Annotated in this window: 18 protein-coding genes; 8 read left to right on the top strand and 10 right to left on the bottom strand. The window is 61.4% G+C overall.

Annotation, left to right across the window (positions count from 1 at the left end; translation table 11 throughout):
* Window positions 1–541: 541 nt before the first annotated feature.
* On the top strand, window positions 542–3,397 hold the full coding sequence (locus EHF33_RS14850) for a cation-translocating P-type ATPase (protein WP_124873570.1): 2,856 nt from the start codon (window positions 542–544) through the stop codon (window positions 3,395–3,397).
* Between the two features lie 52 nt (window positions 3,398–3,449).
* On the opposite strand, the gene EHF33_RS14845 is transcribed toward EHF33_RS14850, so the two are convergent.
* From EHF33_RS14845 to EHF33_RS21780, 3 genes are all read right to left on the bottom strand, one after another.
* On the bottom strand, window positions 3,450–4,217 hold the full coding sequence (locus EHF33_RS14845; RefSeq protein ID WP_124873568.1) for an SDR family NAD(P)-dependent oxidoreductase: 768 nt from the start codon (window positions 4,215–4,217) through the stop codon (window positions 3,450–3,452).
* A gap of 244 nt (window positions 4,218–4,461) precedes the next feature.
* On the bottom strand, window positions 4,462–4,845 hold the full coding sequence (locus tag EHF33_RS14840; RefSeq protein WP_124873566.1) for a CBS domain-containing protein: 384 nt from the start codon (window positions 4,843–4,845) through the stop codon (window positions 4,462–4,464).
* A 310-nt stretch (window positions 4,846–5,155) separates the two neighbouring features.
* Window positions 5,156–5,287: a hypothetical protein gene (locus EHF33_RS21780; protein WP_277425544.1), complete on the bottom strand. Its 132-nt coding sequence runs from the start codon at window positions 5,285–5,287 to the stop codon at window positions 5,156–5,158.
* Between the two features lie 289 nt (window positions 5,288–5,576).
* Between EHF33_RS21780 and EHF33_RS14835 the strand changes: the two genes are divergently transcribed.
* Together EHF33_RS14835 and EHF33_RS14830 are read left to right on the top strand one after the other, a co-directional pair.
* Window positions 5,577–7,244, top strand: a complete 1,668-nt coding sequence (locus tag EHF33_RS14835; RefSeq protein ID WP_124873564.1) for an ATP-binding cassette domain-containing protein — start codon at window positions 5,577–5,579, stop codon at window positions 7,242–7,244.
* Window positions 7,241–8,902: an ATP-binding cassette domain-containing protein gene (locus tag EHF33_RS14830; RefSeq protein ID WP_124873562.1), complete on the top strand. Its 1,662-nt coding sequence runs from the start codon at window positions 7,241–7,243 to the stop codon at window positions 8,900–8,902. Before EHF33_RS14835 ends, EHF33_RS14830 begins: the two co-directional genes overlap by 4 nt.
* Before the next feature lie 294 nt (window positions 8,903–9,196).
* On the opposite strand, the gene EHF33_RS21775 is transcribed toward EHF33_RS14830, so the two are convergent.
* On the bottom strand, window positions 9,197–9,325 hold the full coding sequence (locus EHF33_RS21775) for a hypothetical protein (protein WP_277425543.1): 129 nt from the start codon (window positions 9,323–9,325) through the stop codon (window positions 9,197–9,199).
* Window positions 9,322–9,450 carry a hypothetical protein gene (locus EHF33_RS21935; RefSeq protein ID WP_420889973.1) on the bottom strand — a complete coding sequence of 43 codons (129 nt, stop codon included), beginning with the start codon at window positions 9,448–9,450 and terminating at the stop codon, window positions 9,322–9,324. Before EHF33_RS21935 ends, EHF33_RS21775 begins: the two co-directional genes overlap by 4 nt.
* Here EHF33_RS21935 and EHF33_RS21525 point away from each other — a divergent pair.
* The 3 genes from EHF33_RS21525 to EHF33_RS14815 all read left to right on the top strand — a co-directional run bounded on the left by EHF33_RS21525 (window position 9,431) and on the right by EHF33_RS14815 (window position 14,346).
* Window positions 9,431–9,577 (top strand): hypothetical protein, encoded by a 147-nt coding sequence (locus EHF33_RS21525; protein WP_241191378.1) that lies wholly within the window; start codon window positions 9,431–9,433, stop codon window positions 9,575–9,577. The genes EHF33_RS21935 and EHF33_RS21525 overlap by 20 nt on opposite strands.
* A 168-nt stretch (window positions 9,578–9,745) precedes the next feature.
* A complete protein-coding gene (locus tag EHF33_RS14820) occupies window positions 9,746–12,751 on the top strand; it encodes a PAS domain S-box protein (protein WP_124873560.1) in 3,006 nt (1,001 codons plus the stop codon).
* The gene (locus tag EHF33_RS14815) at window positions 12,748–14,346 is read left to right on the top strand and encodes a GGDEF domain-containing protein (RefSeq protein ID WP_124873558.1); all 1,599 of its coding nucleotides are present in this window, start codon (window positions 12,748–12,750) and stop codon (window positions 14,344–14,346) included. Before EHF33_RS14820 ends, EHF33_RS14815 begins: the two co-directional genes overlap by 4 nt.
* A gap of 465 nt (window positions 14,347–14,811) precedes the next feature.
* Here the strand turns inward: EHF33_RS14815 and EHF33_RS14810 are convergent, their stop codons facing one another.
* Entirely contained in the window at window positions 14,812–15,966 is a 1,155-nt protein-coding gene (locus EHF33_RS14810; protein WP_164473539.1) for an HD domain-containing phosphohydrolase, read from the bottom strand.
* 141 nt (window positions 15,967–16,107) lie between these two features.
* Complete coding sequence (locus EHF33_RS21930) at window positions 16,108–16,269, bottom strand: diguanylate cyclase domain-containing protein (RefSeq protein ID WP_420889972.1); 162 nt, start codon at window positions 16,267–16,269, stop codon at window positions 16,108–16,110.
* On the opposite strand from EHF33_RS21930, the gene EHF33_RS21520 reads away from it, so the two are divergent.
* Window positions 16,195–16,482 carry a hypothetical protein gene (locus EHF33_RS21520; RefSeq protein WP_241191377.1) on the top strand — a complete coding sequence of 96 codons (288 nt, stop codon included), beginning with the start codon at window positions 16,195–16,197 and terminating at the stop codon, window positions 16,480–16,482. The two genes, EHF33_RS21930 and EHF33_RS21520, sit on opposite strands and share 75 nt — an antisense overlap.
* 33 nt (window positions 16,483–16,515) lie before the next feature.
* Here EHF33_RS21520 and EHF33_RS14800 read toward each other — a convergent pair whose 3' ends face one another.
* The 3 genes from EHF33_RS14800 to EHF33_RS14790 are packed head-to-tail and all read right to left on the bottom strand — an operon-like array spanning window position 16,516 to window position 17,992.
* The gene (locus EHF33_RS14800; RefSeq protein WP_124867809.1) at window positions 16,516–17,361 is read right to left on the bottom strand and encodes an IS3 family transposase; all 846 of its coding nucleotides are present in this window, start codon (window positions 17,359–17,361) and stop codon (window positions 16,516–16,518) included.
* The gene (locus EHF33_RS14795) at window positions 17,358–17,657 is read right to left on the bottom strand and encodes a transposase (RefSeq protein ID WP_124867807.1); all 300 of its coding nucleotides are present in this window, start codon (window positions 17,655–17,657) and stop codon (window positions 17,358–17,360) included. Before EHF33_RS14795 ends, EHF33_RS14800 begins: the two co-directional genes overlap by 4 nt.
* A gap of 26 nt (window positions 17,658–17,683) precedes the next feature.
* Entirely contained in the window at window positions 17,684–17,992 is a 309-nt protein-coding gene (locus EHF33_RS14790; protein WP_124873552.1) for a PAS domain-containing protein, read from the bottom strand.
* Window positions 17,993–18,369: 377 nt separating this feature from the next.
* On the opposite strand from EHF33_RS14790, the gene EHF33_RS14785 reads away from it, so the two are divergent.
* Window positions 18,370–20,151, top strand: a complete 1,782-nt coding sequence (locus EHF33_RS14785; protein ID WP_124873550.1) for a putative bifunctional diguanylate cyclase/phosphodiesterase — start codon at window positions 18,370–18,372, stop codon at window positions 20,149–20,151.
* Window positions 20,152–20,504: the final 353 nt, after the last annotated feature.

Raw genomic sequence — 20,504 nt, 5'->3', positions numbered from 1 at the left:
AGTCTGGATGGCAATTCTCGACAGTTCCTTCTAAAGCTTTTCAGAACCAACTGACCCCAAATATTTGATTGCCACAAGACCTTCCGCGTTAGTCGACGGTGTATTACGATTACCGGGTCTGGCGAATCTGGGGTATTTGGGAGCGTGTCCACACGGTGCTGCGGGAAGATGGCCCAGATGGATTTGATGCGCGAGGTTGCTGAACGGAATCGGCCTGCCCATCCTTAACTTCTGCTGAACTCAGGGAGCGTCGCTTGTCCACCACCATTGGTCGTCTTTGATGTTCCTTCTCAATAATCACCTGGCCCACGTCGGGCCAGCCCTATTTTCGGAGAACCTATGCCGCCCACAACCCTCTGCCCGCCCGCCGAAGATGCGCTTCAACTGATCCAGAGTAGCCGCTCTGGTGGCCTCCAGTTGGGGTCTGGTAAGCGCTTTCCCTGCGTGCCGACAAACGTCAGTAGCATTCGACTGAACTCCGCTTCGAGGGCGACTTCGCTGGGGGTTGCTTCCCCGCAGTTCCCTGAGTGGCCGGACAGACATGACTGACCGTGGTACTCCGAGGGTGGCCAGCAGGCCTGAACAGCAGCTTGTTGATCCCTCCCGCCTGACCACCAGACAGGTGGGCCAGGCACAGCACGTCGACCCGGCACAGGGTCTCAGTGATGCTGAGGCGCTGATTCGGCTGGCTCGGCTCGGCCCCAACGAGTTGGAGGCCGAGCCGCCCATTCCCGCGTGGCGGCGCGTCTTGGCGCAGTTCCAGGACGCGCTGGTGATCCTGCTGCTGGTCGCCACAGCCATCTCGGTCGGTGTATGGCTGTACGAGCGCGGCACCGCCTTGCCCTACGAGGCGCTGGCGATCTTCGCCATCGTGCTGATCAACGCTGTGCTGGGCTACGTGCAGGAGGCGCGGGCCGAGCAGGCAGTGGCGGCCCTGCGCACCATGTCGGCGGCGAACGCGCGGGTGCTGCGCAGCGGTGAGCTCCGCTCGGTGCCCGCCCGCGAGGTGGTGCCCGGCGACGTGCTGTCGCTGGAGGAGGGCGACACGCTGCCCGCCGACGCCCGACTGACGCAGGCGGTGGCCCTGCGGACGCTGGAAGCGGCGCTGACGGGTGAGAGTCTGCCCACAGAGAAGGACACCCAGCCACTGGAAGAGGCCGTGAGCGCGCTAGGCGACCGTCACAACATGGTGTTCTCAGGCACCGCCGTGAGTAGCGGGAGAGGCCGGGCTATCGTGACTGCCACGGGCATGGACACTGAAATAGGACGAATCGCCGGATTGCTGAAACGCACCGCAGCCGAAGCGACTCCACTGCAACAGGAGCTCGACCGTACCGGCCGGACGCTGGGATTGGGCGTGCTGGTGATCGCCGTGGTGATGATCGTGACCATAGGGCTGGTTGACGGTGTGCGCGACTTCTCCAGCTTCTTGGACGTGCTGATCCTGAGCGTGGCGCTGGCTGTCGCGGCAGTGCCCGAGGGCCTGCCCGCCATCACCTCGGTGGTGCTGGCCCTCGGCACCCAGCGCATGGCCAAGCACCACGCCATCGTGCGTCGCCTGCCAGCCGTCGAGACCCTCGGGTCGGCCAGTGTGATTGCCTCGGACAAGACCGGCACGCTGACCCGCAACGAAATGACGGTTCGGGTGGTCGTGACGGCCAGCGGCGTGACCGACCTCTCCGGCAGCGGCTATGGGCCGAAAGGCGACCTGAGCACCACTGGGAGGCCACTGGGCCGGGGCTTCCAGCGCGAGGAAGTGGAGCGGGTACTGGTCGGGGCCGCCCTCGCCAACAACGCGGCGGTGCAGCAGCAAGGCGGACGCTGGAGTATTCAGGGTGACCCCACTGAGGGGGCCCTGATCGTGGCGGCGCACAAGGCGGGCTTCACCTCGGAGAGGCTCCAGGCCCGCTTCGTCCGGGTGGCCGAGGTGCCCTTCTCCTCCGAGCGTAAACGGATGAGCACCGTGCATACGGACGCCAGACAGCCCGGCAAGCTGACCCTGTTCAGCAAAGGAGCGCCCAACGTGCTGCTGGAGCGCTGCACAGCCGAACTGATCGGCACTAGAGCACACCCACTGAGTGAAAAGCGCCGCGCGGCCATCCGCGCCGCAAACGAGGCACTGGCGGCCCAGGCACTGCGGACGCTCGGCGTGGCGACCCGCACGCTGCCGGGGACCGCCCTTCACAGCAAGGCCACCGAAGCCCTGGAGAGCGAACTGGTGTTCCTTGGCCTGATCGGCATGATCGACCCGCCGCGCACCGAAGCCAGAGACGCTGTGGCCCGGGCACGCCAGGCTGGCATCCGCCCAATGATGATCACCGGCGACCATCCCAGCACGGCGGTGGCCATCGCTACCGAACTGGGTATCGTGCAGGCAGGCGCGCAGGCCATGACCGGCGCGGAACTCTCGCAGCTATCCGATCTCGAGTTGGAACGGGTAGTACAGGAGATCAGCGTCTACGCGCGGGTCGATCCTGAGCACAAACTGCGGATTGTGCAGGCCCTGCAACGCGGCGGGGAGGTTGTGGCCATGACCGGTGACGGCGTCAACGACGCGCCCGCCCTTCGGGCAGCTGATATCGGCGTGGCCATGGGAATCACCGGTACCGACGTGTCCAAGGAAGCCGCCGACATGGTGCTGACCGACGATAACTTCGCCACCATCGTTGCGGCGATCGAGGAGGGACGCGGCATCTTTGACAACATCCAGAAATTCCTGCGCTATCTGCTGTCATCGAACCTGGGCGAGGTCATGACCATGTTCTTCGGCGTGGTCTTCGCCTCCCTCCTCGGGCTGGTGGGCGGGCCGGGTGAGGTCGCGCTGCCACTGCTGGCGACCCAGCTCCTCTGGATCAACTTGGTGACCGACGGTGCCCCCGCTCTGGCGCTGGGCCTCGGTCACGCCGACCCTGACGTGATGACTCGCCCGCCACGCCCCAAAGCCCAGGGGGTGATCACCCCCGAGATGTGGCGCGGCATCGTCTTTGTTGGCCTCATCGTTGCGGTGGGCACCTTGGGCGTGCTTGACGCCTCGCTGCCTGGCGGGTTGATCACGGGCACAGGTACGCTTACCTTTGCCCGCACCATGGCCTTCACCACCCTGATGCTCTTCCAGCTCTTCAACGTCTTCAATGCCCGCTCGGACACCCGCAGCGCCTTTCATGGCCTGTTCCGCAACCGCTGGCTGTGGGGCGCGGTGGCGCTCTCGTTGGGGCTGCACGCGCTGGTCCTGTATCTTCACCCGCTGCAACAAGCCTTCGGGACGACCGCCCTAGGCTGGAACGATTGGCTGGTGTGCACAGCCGTGGCCTCATCGGTGCTGTGGCTGCGTGAACTGACCAAACTCGTCAAGCGCAGCCGGACGCGGGGAGTGCTCTCCGTTCGTCAGCAAGGGTGAGAAGGATGCGTTCAGACATCTCTTCTCACCCTTGCTGATGCCCGAGTTCCGACTACTGCGCGGTGTACCCGCCGTCCACGACGACCTCGGATCCTGTCATGAAAGACGCGTCGTCGGAGGCCAGGAAGGCGATTACGGCGGCGACCTCCTCGCTGCGGCCCAAGCGGCCAATCGGGTGCAGGGCAACGAGTCCGGCGAGCACCTGATCGTGCTGCCCTGACCGGTCGGCATAGTCTTGCACCAGCGGCGTATCGATGAAACCCGGATGCACCGAGTTCACCCGGATCCCCAGTTTCGCTACCTGGAGGGCAGTCGCCTTGGTCAGCAGCCGTACCGCCCCCTTGCTGGCGTGGTAGGCCGCCGCGTCCGCCGACCCGACCAGGCCGTAAATGCTGGAGATGTTCACGATCGCGCCGCCGCCGGTCGCCTTCATGAGGCGCAGGGCCTCGCGCGTACACAGGAAGACCCCGTCGAGGTTCACGGCCAGCAGCGCACGCCAGTCGGCCAGGGCGATGTCTTCGATAGGGCCGCTCGGCCCACTTGTACCCGCGTTGTTCACCAGTACGTCGATGCGCCCGTGGTGGGTCTCAATCTGCGCGAAGACGTCGCGCACGGCAGCCTCGTCCGCAACGTCGCAGGCGTAGGCTTGCGCAAATCCGCCCACCCCCATGAACTGATCGGCGGCCGCCTGCGCTTCCTCGTATTTGAGGTCCAAGATCATGACGGCTCCGCCCTCGGCCGCCATCCGGCGCGCGGTGGCCTCACCGATGCCCTTTGCACCGCCAGTCACGACACAAACCTTGTCCTTGAAACGGGTCATACGCGTCCTCCTGCTCCGTCTGGAGCTGTTGAAACTGCGGGATGTGATTTCAACCGTCAATGCCCCAAGTTACTCAGGGTGTCCGTGATGACCACCACTTCCGGTAGGGTGGTGTGTTCCGAAACGGTGATGGTGTAGCCGTGCGTGCATGGCGTCTTTCACGAGCATAGTGGCCCTCCGTGCTGCCAGCCTGTGCCCGCGCCATTACTGCCGCGTTACGGGTCAGGACAGACGGTCATCGGCGTCATTTCCAGAGCACCACCGGCGGTGCCTCGACCAGCGTTTTGAGCAGATCCTTGACAGTCACGACCCCGACCAGCCGGTCCTGAGCGTCGATCACCGGTAAGCCGCGCACGTCATGTTGCAGCATCAGGAAAGCGGCCCGCTCAATGGGCATGTCGGGCCGGATCTGCTCGGTGGTGGGCACTGCGTACTCGCTGACCTGAGCATCCGGAGGTGCCGTGCCCAGGCGCAGATCGGAGGCCAGTAATAATCCCAGCAGCCGCTGACCGTCCACGACCGGCAAGCAGCGCAGGCCACTGGACTCCATCAGAAGCAGCGCCGGGCCAAGCGGCGTCTGCGCTTCTACCGAAATGATGGCGGTACTCATCTGTTCACGAACGCGCATGAGGAACTCCTTCCGGGTGGCGTCCGAACCCACTCAAGCTGAGAGGACTGTCCAGCGCGACCCATCTGAGAGCAATGTCGGGCGGCGGGCTTACCAAGCCATTACCGCTGCCGGAATGGGCTGGAAATTTCTCCGCATCTTCAGACGCAGAAGGTTCACTCAATAGGCGCAGATTGACCTGCTGAGTGAGGTGGCGGTTCCAGCCAGTCACAGCGTGGTGCTGGAATCCACAGTAGATTCGAGAACCGATCCCTGATGGTGTGCCAGCGGTAGGGAGGTTGATCCGATTGGGTGCGTTCGATTCACTCAGTCAGGCAAGGTAAGTCGGTAGCCACGCTTCTGTCGGCGTTTCTGCACCCTGAATCAAGCTCAGCAGGTGGTCGGGTGTCAGGCCAAGGCCGCTGATCCTCAGGGTGCACCGCCCCGCTACGACGTGGGTCATACCCGTTGATAGTCTCAGTTCCAGCACGCTTTCCGGTGGCGAATATTTCCTTGTCCCACTTGACCACAGGCTGGGCAGGCGAGGTTGAGGCAGCAGGAACTGTCGAGCGAAGGTAAAAGCGTTCGTCCGGAGATCCGCCTTGAACGCCCCTGATGTCAGGCATATAGGTTGTGATTCCAGCCCACTCCCGCATCTCATAAAGCAGAGATGACCCTGCTTATCGGACGCGTCCATCCTGGATGGACTGGTCTGAGTCATTCAAGCCAGTCTCTACAATAGTTGCAGCCTGATGAAGACTCTCTTGCCGTACCTGCTCAAAAACCGCTGGGGATATCTGCTGCTGATCATCTTGATGATCGGGCAGGCCCTCACCAGCGCCTTGCAACCCCGTTTTCTCGGGCAAGCCATCGACGCTCTGAACACCCACCAAGCCGCCCAGGCGAAAATCCAGATTGCTTGGTTCCTGGCGCTCAGCGTGACCAGCATGCTGCTCGCGCTGCTGGTCACGCATCTCGCGTCCCGCCAGGCGTGGCGAGCCGTCAACCAGTTGCGCCGCGATCAACTGCGGCACTTTTTCCTCATGCATCACCAGCATCAGCAGCACCATCACGCCGACTTGATGGAAACGCTGGACACCGACCCGAACCAGCTCGTTCAGGTTTTCGGTACGCAGTTCCCCAACCTGATCATGCAGACCGCCACCGTCGTCTTTCTCGCTGCCCAGCTCATCACGCAAGCGCCCCTGCCGGGGCTGCTGTTCACCGGACTCACCGCCGCGCTGCTGGCCTCGTTCTCCGTCAGCCCCAAACGGCTCTCGCGGGCCTGGCAGGACGTCCGCCACAACGAAGCGCAAGTTCGCGCGGCGACATTCGACGTGCTGAATCTGCGTGACGCCCTGCGGATACTCGGAACTCCCCGGCCCGCAAGCGCACTCCTCAGCCGGGTGCGGCGCGTCCGGCAGACCCTCACGAACGCGCACGTGAAAGCCATCAGCCTGAACAACCTGAAATTCGTGCTCAGTGATGTGCTGCTCCTCACCGGGACACTCGCAATCGTGCTGATGCTGCTCTCCGCTTACCGGCAACAAGCGGTCACGGTGGGCGTGATCGTCATGTTTCTGCGATCCATTGTCCAGATGCGCGATCCAGTGGCGATCATTGCGGGAGAAAGTGCGGACCTACATGCCCTTCAGGCAAGTCTCCAGCGCATCTCAGCTCACTTTGCCAAAACGGTCGGCGTGGAAACAGCAGACGCAGACACCGGGCCGACCGGGAAGCAGGAAGTACGGGCAGATGCAGGCCAACTCGACATCCAAAGTCTCCAGTACCACCTCGCGGACCGCCCGCTGCTGCAAAGCATCAACCTGAGCGCCTCACCCGGTCAGCACATCTTGATCGTGGGACCCAGTGGAAGCGGGAAAACCACGCTGAGCCGCTTGATCGACGGCACCCTGCGTCCCCATTCCGGCGCGGTGCTGCTGGGCGGCCAACGCGCGGAGCACCTGAACCCGTGGGAGCGCCGCAAGCAGCTGTGGGTGGCGAGTCAACAGCAGCCCCTCATTCACGATTCGCTGCGCGAAAACTTGCGTCTGTACGATACGGACGTGAGTGACGCAGACATCCAGGCAGCCATCAAGAGCGCTGAACTCCAGGGTTGGATGGCGGCGCTGAATGTCGATCTGGAGAGCGTTCTGACGCCGGAGCGCTTCTCTGCCGGGCAACGTCAGATCATCACCCTGCTCAGCGCCCTGATTGCCGCCAGACCCATCACGCTGCTCGATGAACCCAGCGCCCACCTCACGCTCAGCGATCAGACGCTGGTCAACCAGATCATCCGGGCGTTGAAGCGCCGCAGCACCGTCATTCACATCACCCACACTCCAGGCGATCAGGTCGACGTCGACCAGATCATTGATCTGGGGCGTTCGCAACCGACGGCGCTGACGGCGGCAAGATGAACGTGCTTTTGGCCTTGTGGCGGCAGCGCCAACCCAAAACGGGCCGCCGGTACGTCCTGTCGGCCCTCGGGTACGCCCTGATGCTCGGCTTGCCGGTCTTGGCCGCCCAGCAACTCGGGCACCTCATCGACGCCCTGACGCAAACGGCCAACGCTCCGCAGATCCTGATACTCCTGCTGGCGTTCATTGGCGCTGAGATGCTCGCCAATTTCAGTCGTCTCCTGTGGATTCGTGAGCTGAGCAGCTTCGATCGGCCCCTGGCTGACCGGTTGCGCTTGATCTTCCTGCACCGCGTGATCTGGCAGCCTGAGCCTGACCGCCTGGAGAACACCAGCGTATTTAATGCCCACCAGCAAGACACCACCCGCCTCACCCACCTGCTTCTGGAGACCTACAGAGTCGTGATCAGCGTCGCCGTCGCCGCTTCGGCGCTGACCCTGATGGTGCGGGTCAGCGTTCCGTACACCCTGGCCTGCCTGATCCCGGCGGCGCTGGTTCCCCCGCTGCTCAGCCGGATACGCCGCAGCCTGGTGGACGTCACGCACCAGAGCCGTCAGACAGCCGACACCCTGAGTTCCCAACTCCAGTCCGCTGTGCAGCTCGCCCCGCAACTGGCGTTCACGCCTGCTCAGGCCGCGCTGCTCGAGCGCTACAGCCAAGCGCTGACTTCACACAGCAACCACACCGTCAAAACGGCGCTGCTGCAAAGCGCCGTCGAGGAACTCGCCTACCGTGCAGGCACGGTGCTGCGCGCTGGGCTGCTGCTGCTGACCGCACCGGCGATCCTGCGCGGGGAGTTCACCATCGGGCAGTACCTGATCTTCAGCGCCTACCTCGAGTGGCTGATGAATTTCCCGAACATCCTGACCGCCGCGCAGGCGAGCTGGCAGCAGGCCCAGCAGGCGGCCGTTCGCCTGAGCGCCACGCTGGGCCTTGCGGAGAAGAACGCTCTCCAGTCGGTGGTGGCACTCAACAACGCAGCATCCTACGCACAGAACACGGCGGCGTCCAGTCCCACCTTGACCCTGCACAACGTCACCGTAGCCAACGGACCCTTCAAGAACTTCAGCGCCGCCGTACCGGCCCAGGGCTTCACGGTCATCACCGGCCCAAGTGGAAGTGGGAAGACCACCCTGCTGAAGATACTGGCCGGGGAAGCGGGTTTCACCGGCGAGCTGCAACCTGCCCTGCACACGGCCTTGCTGCATCAGCAGCCGACGTTCCTGGTCGGGACGGTACGTGACAACCTGACGCTGACCCTCGACCTGCCTGAAGCGGACATACAAGCCGCATGGGATGTCTCTGGGCTTCAGGACGACGGCTTGACCCTGGACAGCACCCAGACGGCCCAGCAACTTTCCGGCGGTCAGCAGCAGCGCCTGGCACTCGCCCGAACGCTGCTGCACGGCCCCCTGACCCTCTTGCTGGACAGCCCGACGAGCGCGCTGGATGCCCGCACGGAACACCACGTTGTCCAGGCGCTGATTCGCTCGGGGCGCAATATCGTCGCCGCCACGAACAGGCTGATGCTGCTGGAGCAGGCGGACGCGGTCGTTTACCTTGAAGCCGGGCAGGTGCTCGCCACCGGCACGCACGCGGGCATGATGCAGAGCCACGCCCGGTACCGCCGGCATGTCCAGCAGGAAACCGAGGTCTGAAGCGGGTTCGCCACCAAACCCTTTCTGTCCAGCGTTCACATTCGTCATGTCGAAGTCCGTTTCTTCAGATGGGTTTGAGCTGCTGGCTGCGACATGCGGTCGGGCTTGATCTGACAAGGCCCCTGAATCTCGACTGAATTTCGCGCGCGGGTGATCAATCTGAAGAGCCGCCCTGTGTTCGGTTCGGCGAAATGGCGTTGCAAAGCAACTGAACCATGACGAGGTGGTAGGCTCGCGGCAACTTCATCTTGGGTATAAAGACCCTCAAACGCCCATCTGTGAACTCATTTGAGTTCACAGAACGCTCAACTCTTGGTGGCGAAATCTGACCAACTTGCGTCCGCCGATGCGGCACTCGACGCGGGCGGCGGCTAGCCCCTCACGGGTCATCTCGTGCGCGGACTCGGCAAAGGCTCTGATCATCTGAAGCATCCGCCCGGCTGGGGTGGTGGTGTCGGTGCCGATCTGCTCGGGCCGACCTCCAGCGTCTTCAAACGGTTCAGCAGGTTCTTGAGGCTGCGGCTGAGTGTGTCCAGTTTCCAGACCACCAGCACGTCTCCTGAGCGCAGGGTGTCAATCAGGGCGGCTCCGGACGGTTCCAGCGGCGGGGTCCTGACCGAGGTGCTTGCTGACGCGGGCGTAGCCGATAAGCATGTGGAGTACCTCTACGCGTAAAGGTGTCGCCTTTGAAAAAGATGTGGCAACAGGTTTGAACAATGTAATGGAGGATACTAGAGCATACTGGTAGGGATGTTGCAGAAACGAGTGTTTTCTCAAGCGAGTTGAGCAACTTTTGGATCACTGGTCCGTTTATGTAGGTCAACCCAGCAGTCCGGAGGACCTATGGATCAACACTCTGCGTCAATCCCCGACCTCAACCTCCTGAGCCAAGCCCTGACGGCCAACGTCAATCCCTTTATTATCACCGATGCCCAGCAGCTGGACATGCCCATCGTGTACGTCAATCCGGCTTTCGAGCAGCTGAGCGGCTACCGAGCAGCCGAGATCATCGGGCGTAACTGCCGCTTCATGCAGGGCCAGGACCGTGATCAGGGGGCTCGGCGTGAGATCCGAGACGCCCTGGCGCAAGGTCAGAGCACCACCACGGTACTGCGCAACTACCGCAAAGACGGCACGCTGTTCTATAACGAGCTGACCCTCAGTCCTCTCCGGGACGTGGCGGGCATCCTCACGCACTTCGTGGGCTTTCAGAACGACGTCACCTCGCGTGAGGAAGCGCTGCGGGGCGAAGCGCAGGCCCGTGAGCAACTGAGCGCCACTCTGAACCGCATGACCGACGGCTTCCTGTCTTTTGATAAGGATTGGAAGTTGATTTACATCAATAAAGCCGCCGCGAGGATCGCGGGTCGACAACCCGAGGACTTTGCCGGTCTTGACCCTTTTGCCACCTTTTCCGAACACAGAGACGCTGCGCTCAGCTTGGCTGTCTTGCAAGCGGTGGAGACGGGCACCACCCAGAGCGCAGTCAGTTATCTGCCAGCGTTCGAACGGTGGATCGAGCTGACGGCCTATCCGGGTGACGACGGGATGTCGATGTTTCTGCGCGACGTCACCGAGAGCCGAGAAGCGCAGCGTGAGCTTCAGGTCAGCGAAGAGCGCTTTGCCAAAGTCTTCCAGACCAGTCCCATCTCCATCTTCATCATCCGGAGCAAGGACGGGACTTTTGTTGACGTCAATGAGGAGTTTTTGCGTCAGATCGGCTACCGAAGGGAAGACATCATCGGCAATCAATCGCAGAACCTCATTTCCCTGGTTGATCCAGCAGACCGTGACGAAACCTGGGACACCTTGAACCGGCCCCAGCCAATAGAGAGCCGGGAAATCCTTTTTTATAACAAGGCGGGAGAGGCCGTACACGGCGTCCTGACCATCGTGCCGACAGAGGTGGCCGGAGAAACCTGCACCATCTGTTTCATGCGCGACGTCACCGAGGAGAAGCGGGCCCAGCACCGTCTTGAAGCCAGCGAGGCGCGTTTCCGCGCCACCGTAATAGAGTTGCAGCGCACCCTCGACTTATCCCTCGATATGATCGTCACCGTTGGGGCAGACGACCACCTCATATTCGTCAGGGTGAGCGCCGCTTCCAGTCGTATCCTGGGATATGCGCCTGAGGAGATGGTTGGCCGCTCCGCCTTCGATTTCGTTCATCCCGACGACGCTGCCATGACCAGCGTTGAGGGCCAGCACATCAGTTCAGGTCAGGCCACGACGACCTTTCAAAACCGCTACCTCCATAAAGATGGCAGCGTGGTCTGGCTGGAATGGTCGGCGGTGGTGGTGCCGGAGGAGAGATTGCTGTACGGTGTGGCCCGCGACATCACCCAGCGCCAGTCTGCCGAGGAAGATCAGGCGTTCCTGGTGGCCATCGTGCACGCCAGTCACAATGCCATCATCGGGTTGTCTCTTGACGGCATCGTCCGCTCCTGGAATCCCGGTGCCGAGGAACTCTACGGCTACACGTCAGCCGAGGTAATCGGTCAGCCGATCACCTTCTTGATCCCCGCCGAGTTTCAGATCCTGGAAATGAAGCTGATCGAACGGGCCAGGCGTGGCGAGCGGGATCCACCGTTTGAAGCCTGGCGGATCACCAAGAGTGGGAAGCAGATCCAGGTCGTGGTAACCATCTCGCCCGTCCTGAACGCGGCTGCTCAGGTGGTCGGCTTCTCGAAGATCACCCGCGATATCACTTCCCTGCGCGAGGCCGAGCACGAGGTTCAGACCCTCAACGAAAATCTCAGGGATCAACTGCGTCACGTCACCGGCTTGCAGGAGATCGACCGCTCCATCGCCGCCAGCGCGGGTCTCGACGTCACGCTCGGCCTCATCCTGGACAACATCATGCAGCGGCTTAACGCCGACGCGGTGACGGTTCTGCTGCTCGATCAGCACACCCTCACGCTTGAATATGCGGCGGCCAGGGGCTTTACCACTGCACTCCACGACCTGACGTTGCAGCTCGGCGAAGGTCTGGGCGGTCAGGTCGCGGTGAACCGGCAGCCGATGCTCATCCCCGATCTCCGCACCGTTACCCTCTCGCCGACCTGGTGGGCCATGCTTCAAAAGGAGCGGATCATGGCCTACTACGGTGCGCCGATCATCTCCAAAGGCAAGGTCTTGGGCGTTATCGAGGTGCTGCACCGCAAACCCTTCGATCCGTCGGCTGCCTGGCTGGAAACCTTCGGAATCCTCGATAATCAAGCGGCCATTGCTGTGGACAGCAGCTGGCTCTTCACGGAACTGGAGCGCAAGAACTTGGAGCTGCGGCTGGCCTACGACGAGACCATCGAAGGCTGGGCGCGGGCGCTGGATCTGCGCGATCACGAAACCGAGGGGCATTCTAGGCGGGTGACCGAGATGACCGTGGCGCTGTGTCAGCATTTGAGCGTTCCACCCGAGAAACTCGTGGACGTGCGCCGCGGCGCTTTGCTTCACGACATCGGCAAGATGGGCGTTCCGGACGCGGTGCTGCTCAAGCCCGGCAAGCTCACCGACGACGAGTGGGTCATGATGAGAAAGCATCCTGGGTACGCGGTGGACCTGCTCTCGCCGATTGAATATCTGCGCCCGGCACTGGACATCCCGCAGTATCACCACGAGAAGTGGGACGGCAGCGGCTACCCGCTGGGCTTGAAAGGGGAGGCCATCCCCAGGGCTGCCAGGGTATTCGCGGTGGTGGACGTCTACGACGCCCTGACCAGCAACCGCCCCTACCGAAAGGCTTGGACCAGGGAGCGAGCCCTCGAACACATCCAAAACGGTGCAGGCACCCACTTCGATCCGGCAGTGGTGATGATCTTCATGCAGATGCTGCATCAGAGTGCAACGTGAGCCCCCGCCGGCCTTCGGGCAAGGCCTCCTCTGGTAAGGCCCAAGAGCTGATTCAGATTAGGGCGCAGCTGCGGGCAGCAAAGGAACGCGCGGATGACGCGGAGTACCTGGCCAACCTCACTGCCGAACTCGGTATCGTCGGAGACTCGCGCGTCATCGGTGAGCATGTGGCCGGACGCCTTCAGCAGCTTACCCAGGCCGACCAGATCTGTATCAGCTTCGGAACGGTTCTCCGGGGCGTCCAGGTGGTGGTTTTGCAAGGCGACGGTTCGCTCCAGTTCGAGGTGTTGCGCCACCAGCGCTTTGAGCGTGCCGAGGGCGGCGTCTTCTGGGAACGCATCGAATCGGGAAAGCCACTGTTCGTCGATGACTATCCATGCAGCCTGATGGCGTTGCCGTTCATGGTGCAGGCGGGCCTGAGCGCCGTAGCGCATCTACCGTTTGGGCGGCTGGTCGGAGAGGTCGGGATTCTGACCGCGTTCCGCTTTGGTGTGGCGAGACCCTGGACGTCCAGGGAACGGACGCTTCTGGACGCTACAGCCGGAACGCTGGGCCACGCCCTCCAGCGGTCCCAGAACTTTCTGGAACTCGACCAAGCCGTGGGTTTCTTAAAGGCCCTCATCGAGGTGACCCGGCTTACCGCAGCGCCGATGAGTCTGTACGAGACGGCCCGGCGGGCCGCCGAGAGCATGGCTGGTCCGGCGCAGCTTGACCTCGCTGTCCTGGCCCAGGTGGAGGGTGAGTTCGTGAGCCATGAGGTGCAGTTCAGAAGCGCTGCAGTGTCTGGGAAACTCGTTCGCCTCTTGGAACAGGGACTCCCCAGGTCGCAGAGCCTAGTCTGGCGAAGTCTTCAGCAAAACGAGGTGCTGTTTATCGACCGCGATCACGACAGCCCCCTATCCACCGAGGTATTGGTGAACGAAGGTGTGCGGGCGCTGGCGTTCGTTCCGCTGACAGTGGGCGATCCGGCCAGGGGTCTGGCGCTGATCATTGCCCGGGTCGGGAATGCCATGCCATGGTCGGAAAATGACCGGGACCTCTTCCTGACGGTGGCACACAGCGTCCAGTTGTCGCATGAGCGTCAGCAATCCATGCAGAGCCTGCGTGAAGACGCCCTGACCGATCCGCTCACCCGACTCGGGAACCGGCGCGCTTTGGAAGCTGCCCTGCTCCTGGGCCTAGCGGAGGCCCGCAAAACCAATTCGGGGTTGAGCCTGATCTCGCTGGACCTCGACGGGCTCAAGGCAGTGAACGACCATGAGGGGCATGACCGGGGTGACGCGCTACTGACCGGGTTCGCCACGTCACTGCGGCTCGCCTTCCGTGGCGAGGACGCCCTGTTCCGAGTCGGCGGTGACGAGTTCATGGTGCTCGTGAAACATCCAGCTCCGGCAGGCACGGCGGTCAGTGGCTCGCTGGCCCGCGTCGAGGCTGCGTTAGAGCGACTCAGAAGTAGTGGGTTCGGCCAGGCCGATGTCAGTGCTGGGATCGCCACGTTCCCAGACGACCGTAACGAGGCCAAGGGTCTTCTGCGTCTCAGCGATCAACGGATGTACCTCCAGAAGCAGGAGCACCAAGCCTCCCTCAGGGCGTAGCGCGTGTTCTTCTGGACGCCCTGAGGAAGTGCGAATATGGTCGAGGTTGTGGGAGGGTTTGCTGGCACTGCGTCTGGATACGGCTTGTCATACAGACCGCTTGGCCACGTACAAGGGCGTCGTATTTGGTGCGTCGAAGTCTGTCGCGCAGCCGCAGACAGGGCAATTCGGAAACGTTCGTCTGGCTTTCCATCTACCGTTACAGCGCATCATTTTCCTGAGTCCACGACCATCCGCTTTATGATATTCACTTAAGACGATTGGACTCTAAATCCTGAGCGGACTCACATTATCGATCGGGCTCTCGTTTCACCAATGCGGGCGACCAAAAGTCACACTATCTTGTCGCACTGACGAGATCTTCCTCTTTAAGGGTGGAGGAAAGCGGTGCTCAGGTTATCCTTCAGTCACTTCAGGCTGCTCCCGCACTGGCCTTTGAGTCAGTGCGGAACACCACGGTACGGCTCAGGGATGCCCTGATTCCTGATTGCCAGTCGGCTCAATCTGAAAGTTCACGGCTCGTCCCATCAAGCCCAGAAACGCACGGACAACGTCCGGATCAAAGTGGTGACCAGACTGCCGTTCGATCTCCAAGACGGCGGCCTCGTGACTCCAAGCCGCCTTGTATGGCCGTTGGCTGATCAAGGCGTCGTACACGTCACAGACTGCGAAGATCCGCGCACTCAGGGGAATGTCTGTTCCAGCAAGACTATCTGGGTAACCGCTGCCGTCCCAACGCTCATGGTGAGAGCGGATGACACCCAACGTTTCCGCAGAGAGTCCGGCGATCCGGGCGGCCAGGTCGTGTCCCTGGACAACGTGGCTCTGCATGGTCGTCCATTCTTCCGGCGTGAGCTTGCCGGGTTTCCTCAGGATCTGATCTGGGACGCAGAGTTTCCCGAGGTCGTGCAGGTAGGCTCCTTGTCGCAGGTGGTGGAGGTCGGTGGTGTTCAAGTCGAGCTGCTCGCCGAGCTGCGCCGCCATCATGGCGGCGCGGTGGGTGTGGCCACTGGTCTCGAAATCCCTGGCTTCGAGAACGAGGCCGAGCGTCAGCATGCCCGCCTCTAGGGTCGAGCGGACTTCACCGACCGCGCGGCGCAGTTCGAGAGCGTGCTCCAGGCGCAGCGCGGTGAGTTCCATGATCTTGCGCATCTGCGGCGTGATGGTCTGCCAGCGGTTCACGGCACGCAGGACGATGACAGCAGCGACCTGTCCATGACTGAAGACAGGCGTGACGACGGCACTCTTGACGCCTTGTACAACCATAATCGCCATGTTGTCCGAGGTGCTCGGGTAGTCGGTGCTCCACGCCGTCGTCCGTGTGCGCTGGGCCGTGTCGATCAGGCCAGCCTCGGTGAGGGGCACCCGGACATTCAGGGCCGGTTGTGGAGCCGGAACGCCCTCGCGGAGAGCCTGCTGGGAGAAGAATACTTCGTTGCCATCGATGATGGCGTAGGCGGCCTGATCGAAGTTGAGCACGCTCAGCAGTCGGTTCAGGGCGTGCTGAATCAGGTCGCCAGGGTCATGAAGGGCCTCGAGTTCCTGAGAGAACGTCACGAAGGAGTCGGCTTCGCGCTGGCCTGGAGTGACTTCCTTGAGCCGCTCTTTCCGGAGTTGCATGTGTTCGTCAGCGATAGCGAACGCACGCTCATAAACTGTCTCGGCTTCCCAAAGGGCTATGCCGATGGTGAACGCCAGGATGTTCGGCATCGGACCCGGCAACGCACTGTTCGTCTCATCCAGCAGCTTCTGGAGCGCTGCCTAGTCATGGCCAGGCGTGAGGATCACGAACTCGTCTCCGCCCCACCGGCAGATCAAGGCCCCCGCAGGCAACGCTTCCCTTAATGCGTGTGCGACGGTACGGATGTGAGCGTCTCCGCCGCTGTGTCCGCGAAGGGTATTGACGCTTTTCAGCAGATTCAGGTCGAGGATGGCCAGAACGTGCGGGAAGATCAGGGTACGCTGCGCCTGCACGAAGGCGCTGCGCGTGAGGCAGCCGGTCAGCGCATCGAAGTCGGTATGAGTGTTACTTCCGGTGCTTCTGGGAAGTGGCCGGACATGCACGGTCAGACCGCCCTGATCCGGGTAGATGATCAGGTAGATCCATCCCTGGTGGCGATCACCGAACTGGAGTGAACCCAAAGCGCAGGACCAGCAGGCAAGTCACTTCTAGGCTGGATGATAGCGGGCGGCGAACTCGGCAGGTGGGACGTAGCCGAGACTGGAATGCAGGCGTTCTTGGTTGTAAAGCTTACCGATGAAGTGGTTCACATGGCGCTGTGCATCGTCCAGATCAGCATAATCTTGAAGATCAACCTCCTCTGTTTTGAGAGTTTTGTAGAAACTTTCCATGCGAGCGTTGTCGTAGGGATTGCCTCTTCTGGACATACTTGGCGTGATACCCATCGCCCGCAGGCGGGCGATATAGAGCCGGCTGGCATATTGGACACCTTGATCAGAGTGATGAAGGAGTCCAGGTGCTGGATTGCGAGCAGCAAGCGCGTTATTCAGCGCGGCCAGTGATAGGTCGGCGTCGATAAACTTTGACATTGACCAGCCCACGATCTCACGCGTGAAACTGTCCAGCACGCATGCCAAGTAGACGAAACCCTGCTTCACCCTCACATACGTCAGATCAGCTTGCCAGACCTGATCTGGTTGGGTTGGAATCACTTGTGGGAGCAGATTGGGGAAGCGTTTCTCGCTGTGAGTGGAATCGGTGGTGCGCTGGTAACGCCGCTTGGGTCGACACAATAAGCGATGTTCCCGCATGACCCGCAGAACGCGTTTGTGATTGATGGACTGCCCGCTGCGTGCCAGTTCGCGAGTGACCCGCCGATACCCATAGCCGTTCCACTTCAGCACCACTGCTTCAATGTCAGTAGCGAGTCGTTGATCTTGGTCGATGACTGCGCGGTTTCGTTGACGGAGGTACCACGACCGACTGACCGCATGCAGCTCACACAGGCGACGCACCGACACCGTGGGATGCGCGTGTCGCGCATCCGAGATCATTTGGTGCCTTTGTTCAAGCGGTACGTCGCCAGCGATTTTTTCAAGATGGTGTTTTCTAAGGCAAGTTGGCCGCAATACCGCTCCAGCTCAGCAATCCGCAGCTCGGCGCTGCGATCTGTGGCCACGCCGTCGGTGAAGGCGGCTTCTCCGCGCGCCTCGACCTCTTTGCGCCAACGGTGGATCAGGCTGGGCACTAAACCATGTTCCCGGCTGAGTTGAGCGGTCGTTCGCTGGCTTGAATTGATTTGGTTGACGACCTGAAGCTTGAATTCACGGCTGTGATTGCGTCCTGGCATGAATGCTCCTTCGCGCTGTGATCAGCCTAACGGCTGGTCGGGGCAAAGTGGCTTGGCCGTTGGTCCTCTCTAGGGGGTTCATTCCAGAACACTTCCAGTTCGGTACGCTGTTGAGTCGACAGAACATGCCTGAAAGCGGCCATGACTTCAGGCTGGGCTTTCGTCGGGAGGGCGTCCTGGTAGATCCGCCCGAGCAACTCGTGAGGTTCTTTTCCCCAGGCGTTCAGGGCGAAGGCGTTCACGAAGGTCAAGCGTTCATGGGCGTCGAGGATGAAGATGACGTCTTCCACCCGGTCGAACGGGTGCACGCTGGCGTGCGGGAAGAGGGGAAGCATACGACAGGGTAGTCCTCAAGCTATGACAGAAGATTCACGGCCTCAAGGAACGACGGGTCTGCCTCAAGGATGGGCTGGAGTGACGTGCTCCTGGCGCGACTTTCTGACGGTTCCGCTTTACGACTATGCAGAGAGAGGAGGCAAATGTTTCGCCTCTTCAAGTACGTCATGTTTGAAGCTTTGTCAATGAAGTGGGATGCTAGGTTTTGAGAAAAGAATCCGAGTCGCAAGCAGGAACGAGGCTGGCGAGATCAATTCAGTTGAATTGGTCTTGCGAGATTATCGACAAACAAAGATCAACTGTATGCTCAAATCGAATCTGGATGAGTCCGTTTAAATGTAAGAAAAATATAAAGCAATATCCAATAGGGTGCCTTATGATTCCCACCCGTGGTACAGATCCCACCGGCTCCACGGAGGTCGCCCTTTCCACTGATGAACAGTTACGGCTGGCTGCCCTCCACCGCTTTGCCGTCCTCGACACGCCCCCGGAGCCGCAGTTCGACCATCTGGTGGAGCTGGCCGTCCGCGTCTTCGACATGCCCATGGCGCTAGTCAGTTTCGTTGATGAGGATCGGCAGTGGTTCAAGGCCAATTACGGCTTTCCAACGTTCGAGGGGCCGCGTAGCGAGTCGTTCTGTTCAGTCGCCATTGCACAGGATGGCGTGATGATCATTCCCGACGCCACCCAGCACGAGCAATTTCGCACGTATCCCAACGTGCTCGGCGAGCCACACATCCGGTCTTACGCGGGTGCGCCCCTGATCACGCCTGATGGGCACAAGCTCGGCACCTTCTGCGTCATCGGAACGCAACCTCGGGAGTTTAGCGAGAAAGAACAAGAGATCCTCGCGTCCTTCGCACAGATGGCGATGGCCGAGCTGAAGTTGCGCCAGGCCCTGCATAAGCTGAGCCACGTGGCAATGAACGACGCGCTCACGGGTCTCCCGAACCGGGTGCAGTTCCGACAGCAACTCACTGAAGCTTGCAGGCGTGCCGACGTCTCCGGGGAGAAGGTGGTGGTGGGCCTCCTGGATCTCGACCGCTTCAAGCTGATCAACGATACCTTCGGGCATGCTGAGGGGGACCGTCTTCTCAAGGACATCGCGCGCCGCTTGAAAGAAGCCACGGCGACCAGCGACGTGGTGGCCCGGATGAGCGGAGACGAGTTCGTGCTGCTGCTCGCTGATGTTCGCTCGGTCGCGGACATCGCTCTGGTGACCAAGCGCTTGGAAGACAGTTTCGCGGTTCCGTTCCTGCTGGGAGGTCAGGAGGTGTTCGTCCACTGGAGTCTGGGCTTGAGCGTGTATCCGGACGACGCAAAGGAACTGGACGCCCTGCTGGGCCATGCGGACGCGGCCATGTACCGGGTCAAGCGGGCTGGGGGAGGCCACGCGGCCTTTCAGCGGCAAGAGGATCAGCGGACCACCCTTCAGGTGGAGCGCCTGACCGCGCTGCACCGGGCACTCGAACAAGATGAGTTGCGGCTGTACTTTCAGCCGATCGTGCAGGCCGGGAGTCAGGCTGTGGTGGCGCATGAGGCGCTTCTGCGCTGGATCAGGCCTTCCGGAATCGTCAGCCCGCTGGATTTCATCCCACTGGCCGAGACCTCTGGGCTGATCGTACCGATCGGCCGCTGGGTGCTGCGGCAGGCAGTCAATGCTGTAAAAACAGGGCAGCTTCAGAAGGTCTCGGTGAATATCAGTGCCCTGGAGATCCGGCAACTGGACTTCATGGAGCATCTGCGGTGGATTCTGATGGAGAGCAGTGTCGAGCCCCAGCGAGTCCTGCTGGAACTCACGGAGAGCAGCCTGCTGGAACCACGCTTCGCCGCCGTCTTAAAGGAGATCAACGCGCTGGGGGTGCAAACAGCCCTCGACGATTTCGGGAACGGCTACAGCAGCTTGGCGGCGTTGACGAATCTGCCGGTGCAGGTGGTGAAGATCGACCGGAGCTTCACTGCGCCGATCGGCGTGGACACGCCTGCTGGGAAGAGGGCGCTGGAGGTGGTTCGCGGGATCGTGACGCTCGTCAGCGCCCTTGGACTTCCGACCGTGGCGGAGGGTATCGAGACACCTGAGCAGGCGGATCTCCTGCTGAAGGTGGGATGCACTTACTTCCAGGGCTACCTGTTCGGACGCCCGGAGCCACTTTCTTGAGAGGCTGAGCTGTCCAGTCCATCGCCCACCCTCTCCACCGACGTTTGCAGCATGGTCGAGTGATGCCTGAAGGAATGTTCATGACTTCATTGTCCCCTGTTTTGCCTCACAGGACCCTGGAAACGCTGCTTGTCAGTGAAATCGCAAGAGTTTCGTGGATGGTGAGTTTAACCTGATCCAGTAAAATGTCAACCTGAGGTATACCCCAGGTTGATAGATCAAAAGTGGCGGAAATGTGTCGGTTTAGGGTCTAATAACCGATTGTTTGTCGCTTTCCAAATCAAGTTTTAGACTCTATTCTGACAGTATGATCGGCAAACGTCTCGGCTACGTCCGCATCTCTTCACTCGACC

Origin of the sequence: Deinococcus psychrotolerans (genome assembly GCF_003860465.1) — a bacterium.
Lineage (GTDB): Bacteria > Deinococcota > Deinococci > Deinococcales > Deinococcaceae > Deinococcus > Deinococcus psychrotolerans.
This window is presented reverse-complemented; position numbering and strand designations above follow the sequence as displayed.

Coding starts and splice junctions, on each gene's coding strand:
- EHF33_RS14810 (WP_164473539.1), bottom strand. CDS start 15,966: ATGCAACTCCGGAAAGAGCGGCTCAAGGAAGTCACTCCAGGCCAGCGC.
- EHF33_RS21780 (WP_277425544.1), bottom strand. CDS start 5,287: ATGACCCACGTCGTAGCGGGGCGGTGCACCCTGAGGATCAGCGGCCTT.
- EHF33_RS14820 (WP_124873560.1), top strand. CDS start 9,746: ATGGATCAACACTCTGCGTCAATCCCCGACCTCAACCTCCTGAGCCAA.
- EHF33_RS14800 (WP_124867809.1), bottom strand. CDS start 17,361: ATGATCTCGGATGCGCGACACGCGCATCCCACGGTGTCGGTGCGTCGC.
- EHF33_RS14830 (WP_124873562.1), top strand. CDS start 7,241: ATGAACGTGCTTTTGGCCTTGTGGCGGCAGCGCCAACCCAAAACGGGC.
- EHF33_RS14795 (WP_124867807.1), bottom strand. CDS start 17,657: ATGCCAGGACGCAATCACAGCCGTGAATTCAAGCTTCAGGTCGTCAAC.
- EHF33_RS14850 (WP_124873570.1), top strand. CDS start 542: ATGACTGACCGTGGTACTCCGAGGGTGGCCAGCAGGCCTGAACAGCAG.
- EHF33_RS21775 (WP_277425543.1), bottom strand. CDS start 9,325: ATGATCAGAGCCTTTGCCGAGTCCGCGCACGAGATGACCCGTGAGGGG.
- EHF33_RS14790 (WP_124873552.1), bottom strand. CDS start 17,992: ATGCTTCCCCTCTTCCCGCACGCCAGCGTGCACCCGTTCGACCGGGTG.
- EHF33_RS14845 (WP_124873568.1), bottom strand. CDS start 4,217: ATGACCCGTTTCAAGGACAAGGTTTGTGTCGTGACTGGCGGTGCAAAG.
- EHF33_RS14785 (WP_124873550.1), top strand. CDS start 18,370: ATGATTCCCACCCGTGGTACAGATCCCACCGGCTCCACGGAGGTCGCC.
- EHF33_RS14840 (WP_124873566.1), bottom strand. CDS start 4,845: ATGCGCGTTCGTGAACAGATGAGTACCGCCATCATTTCGGTAGAAGCG.
- EHF33_RS14835 (WP_124873564.1), top strand. CDS start 5,577: ATGAAGACTCTCTTGCCGTACCTGCTCAAAAACCGCTGGGGATATCTG.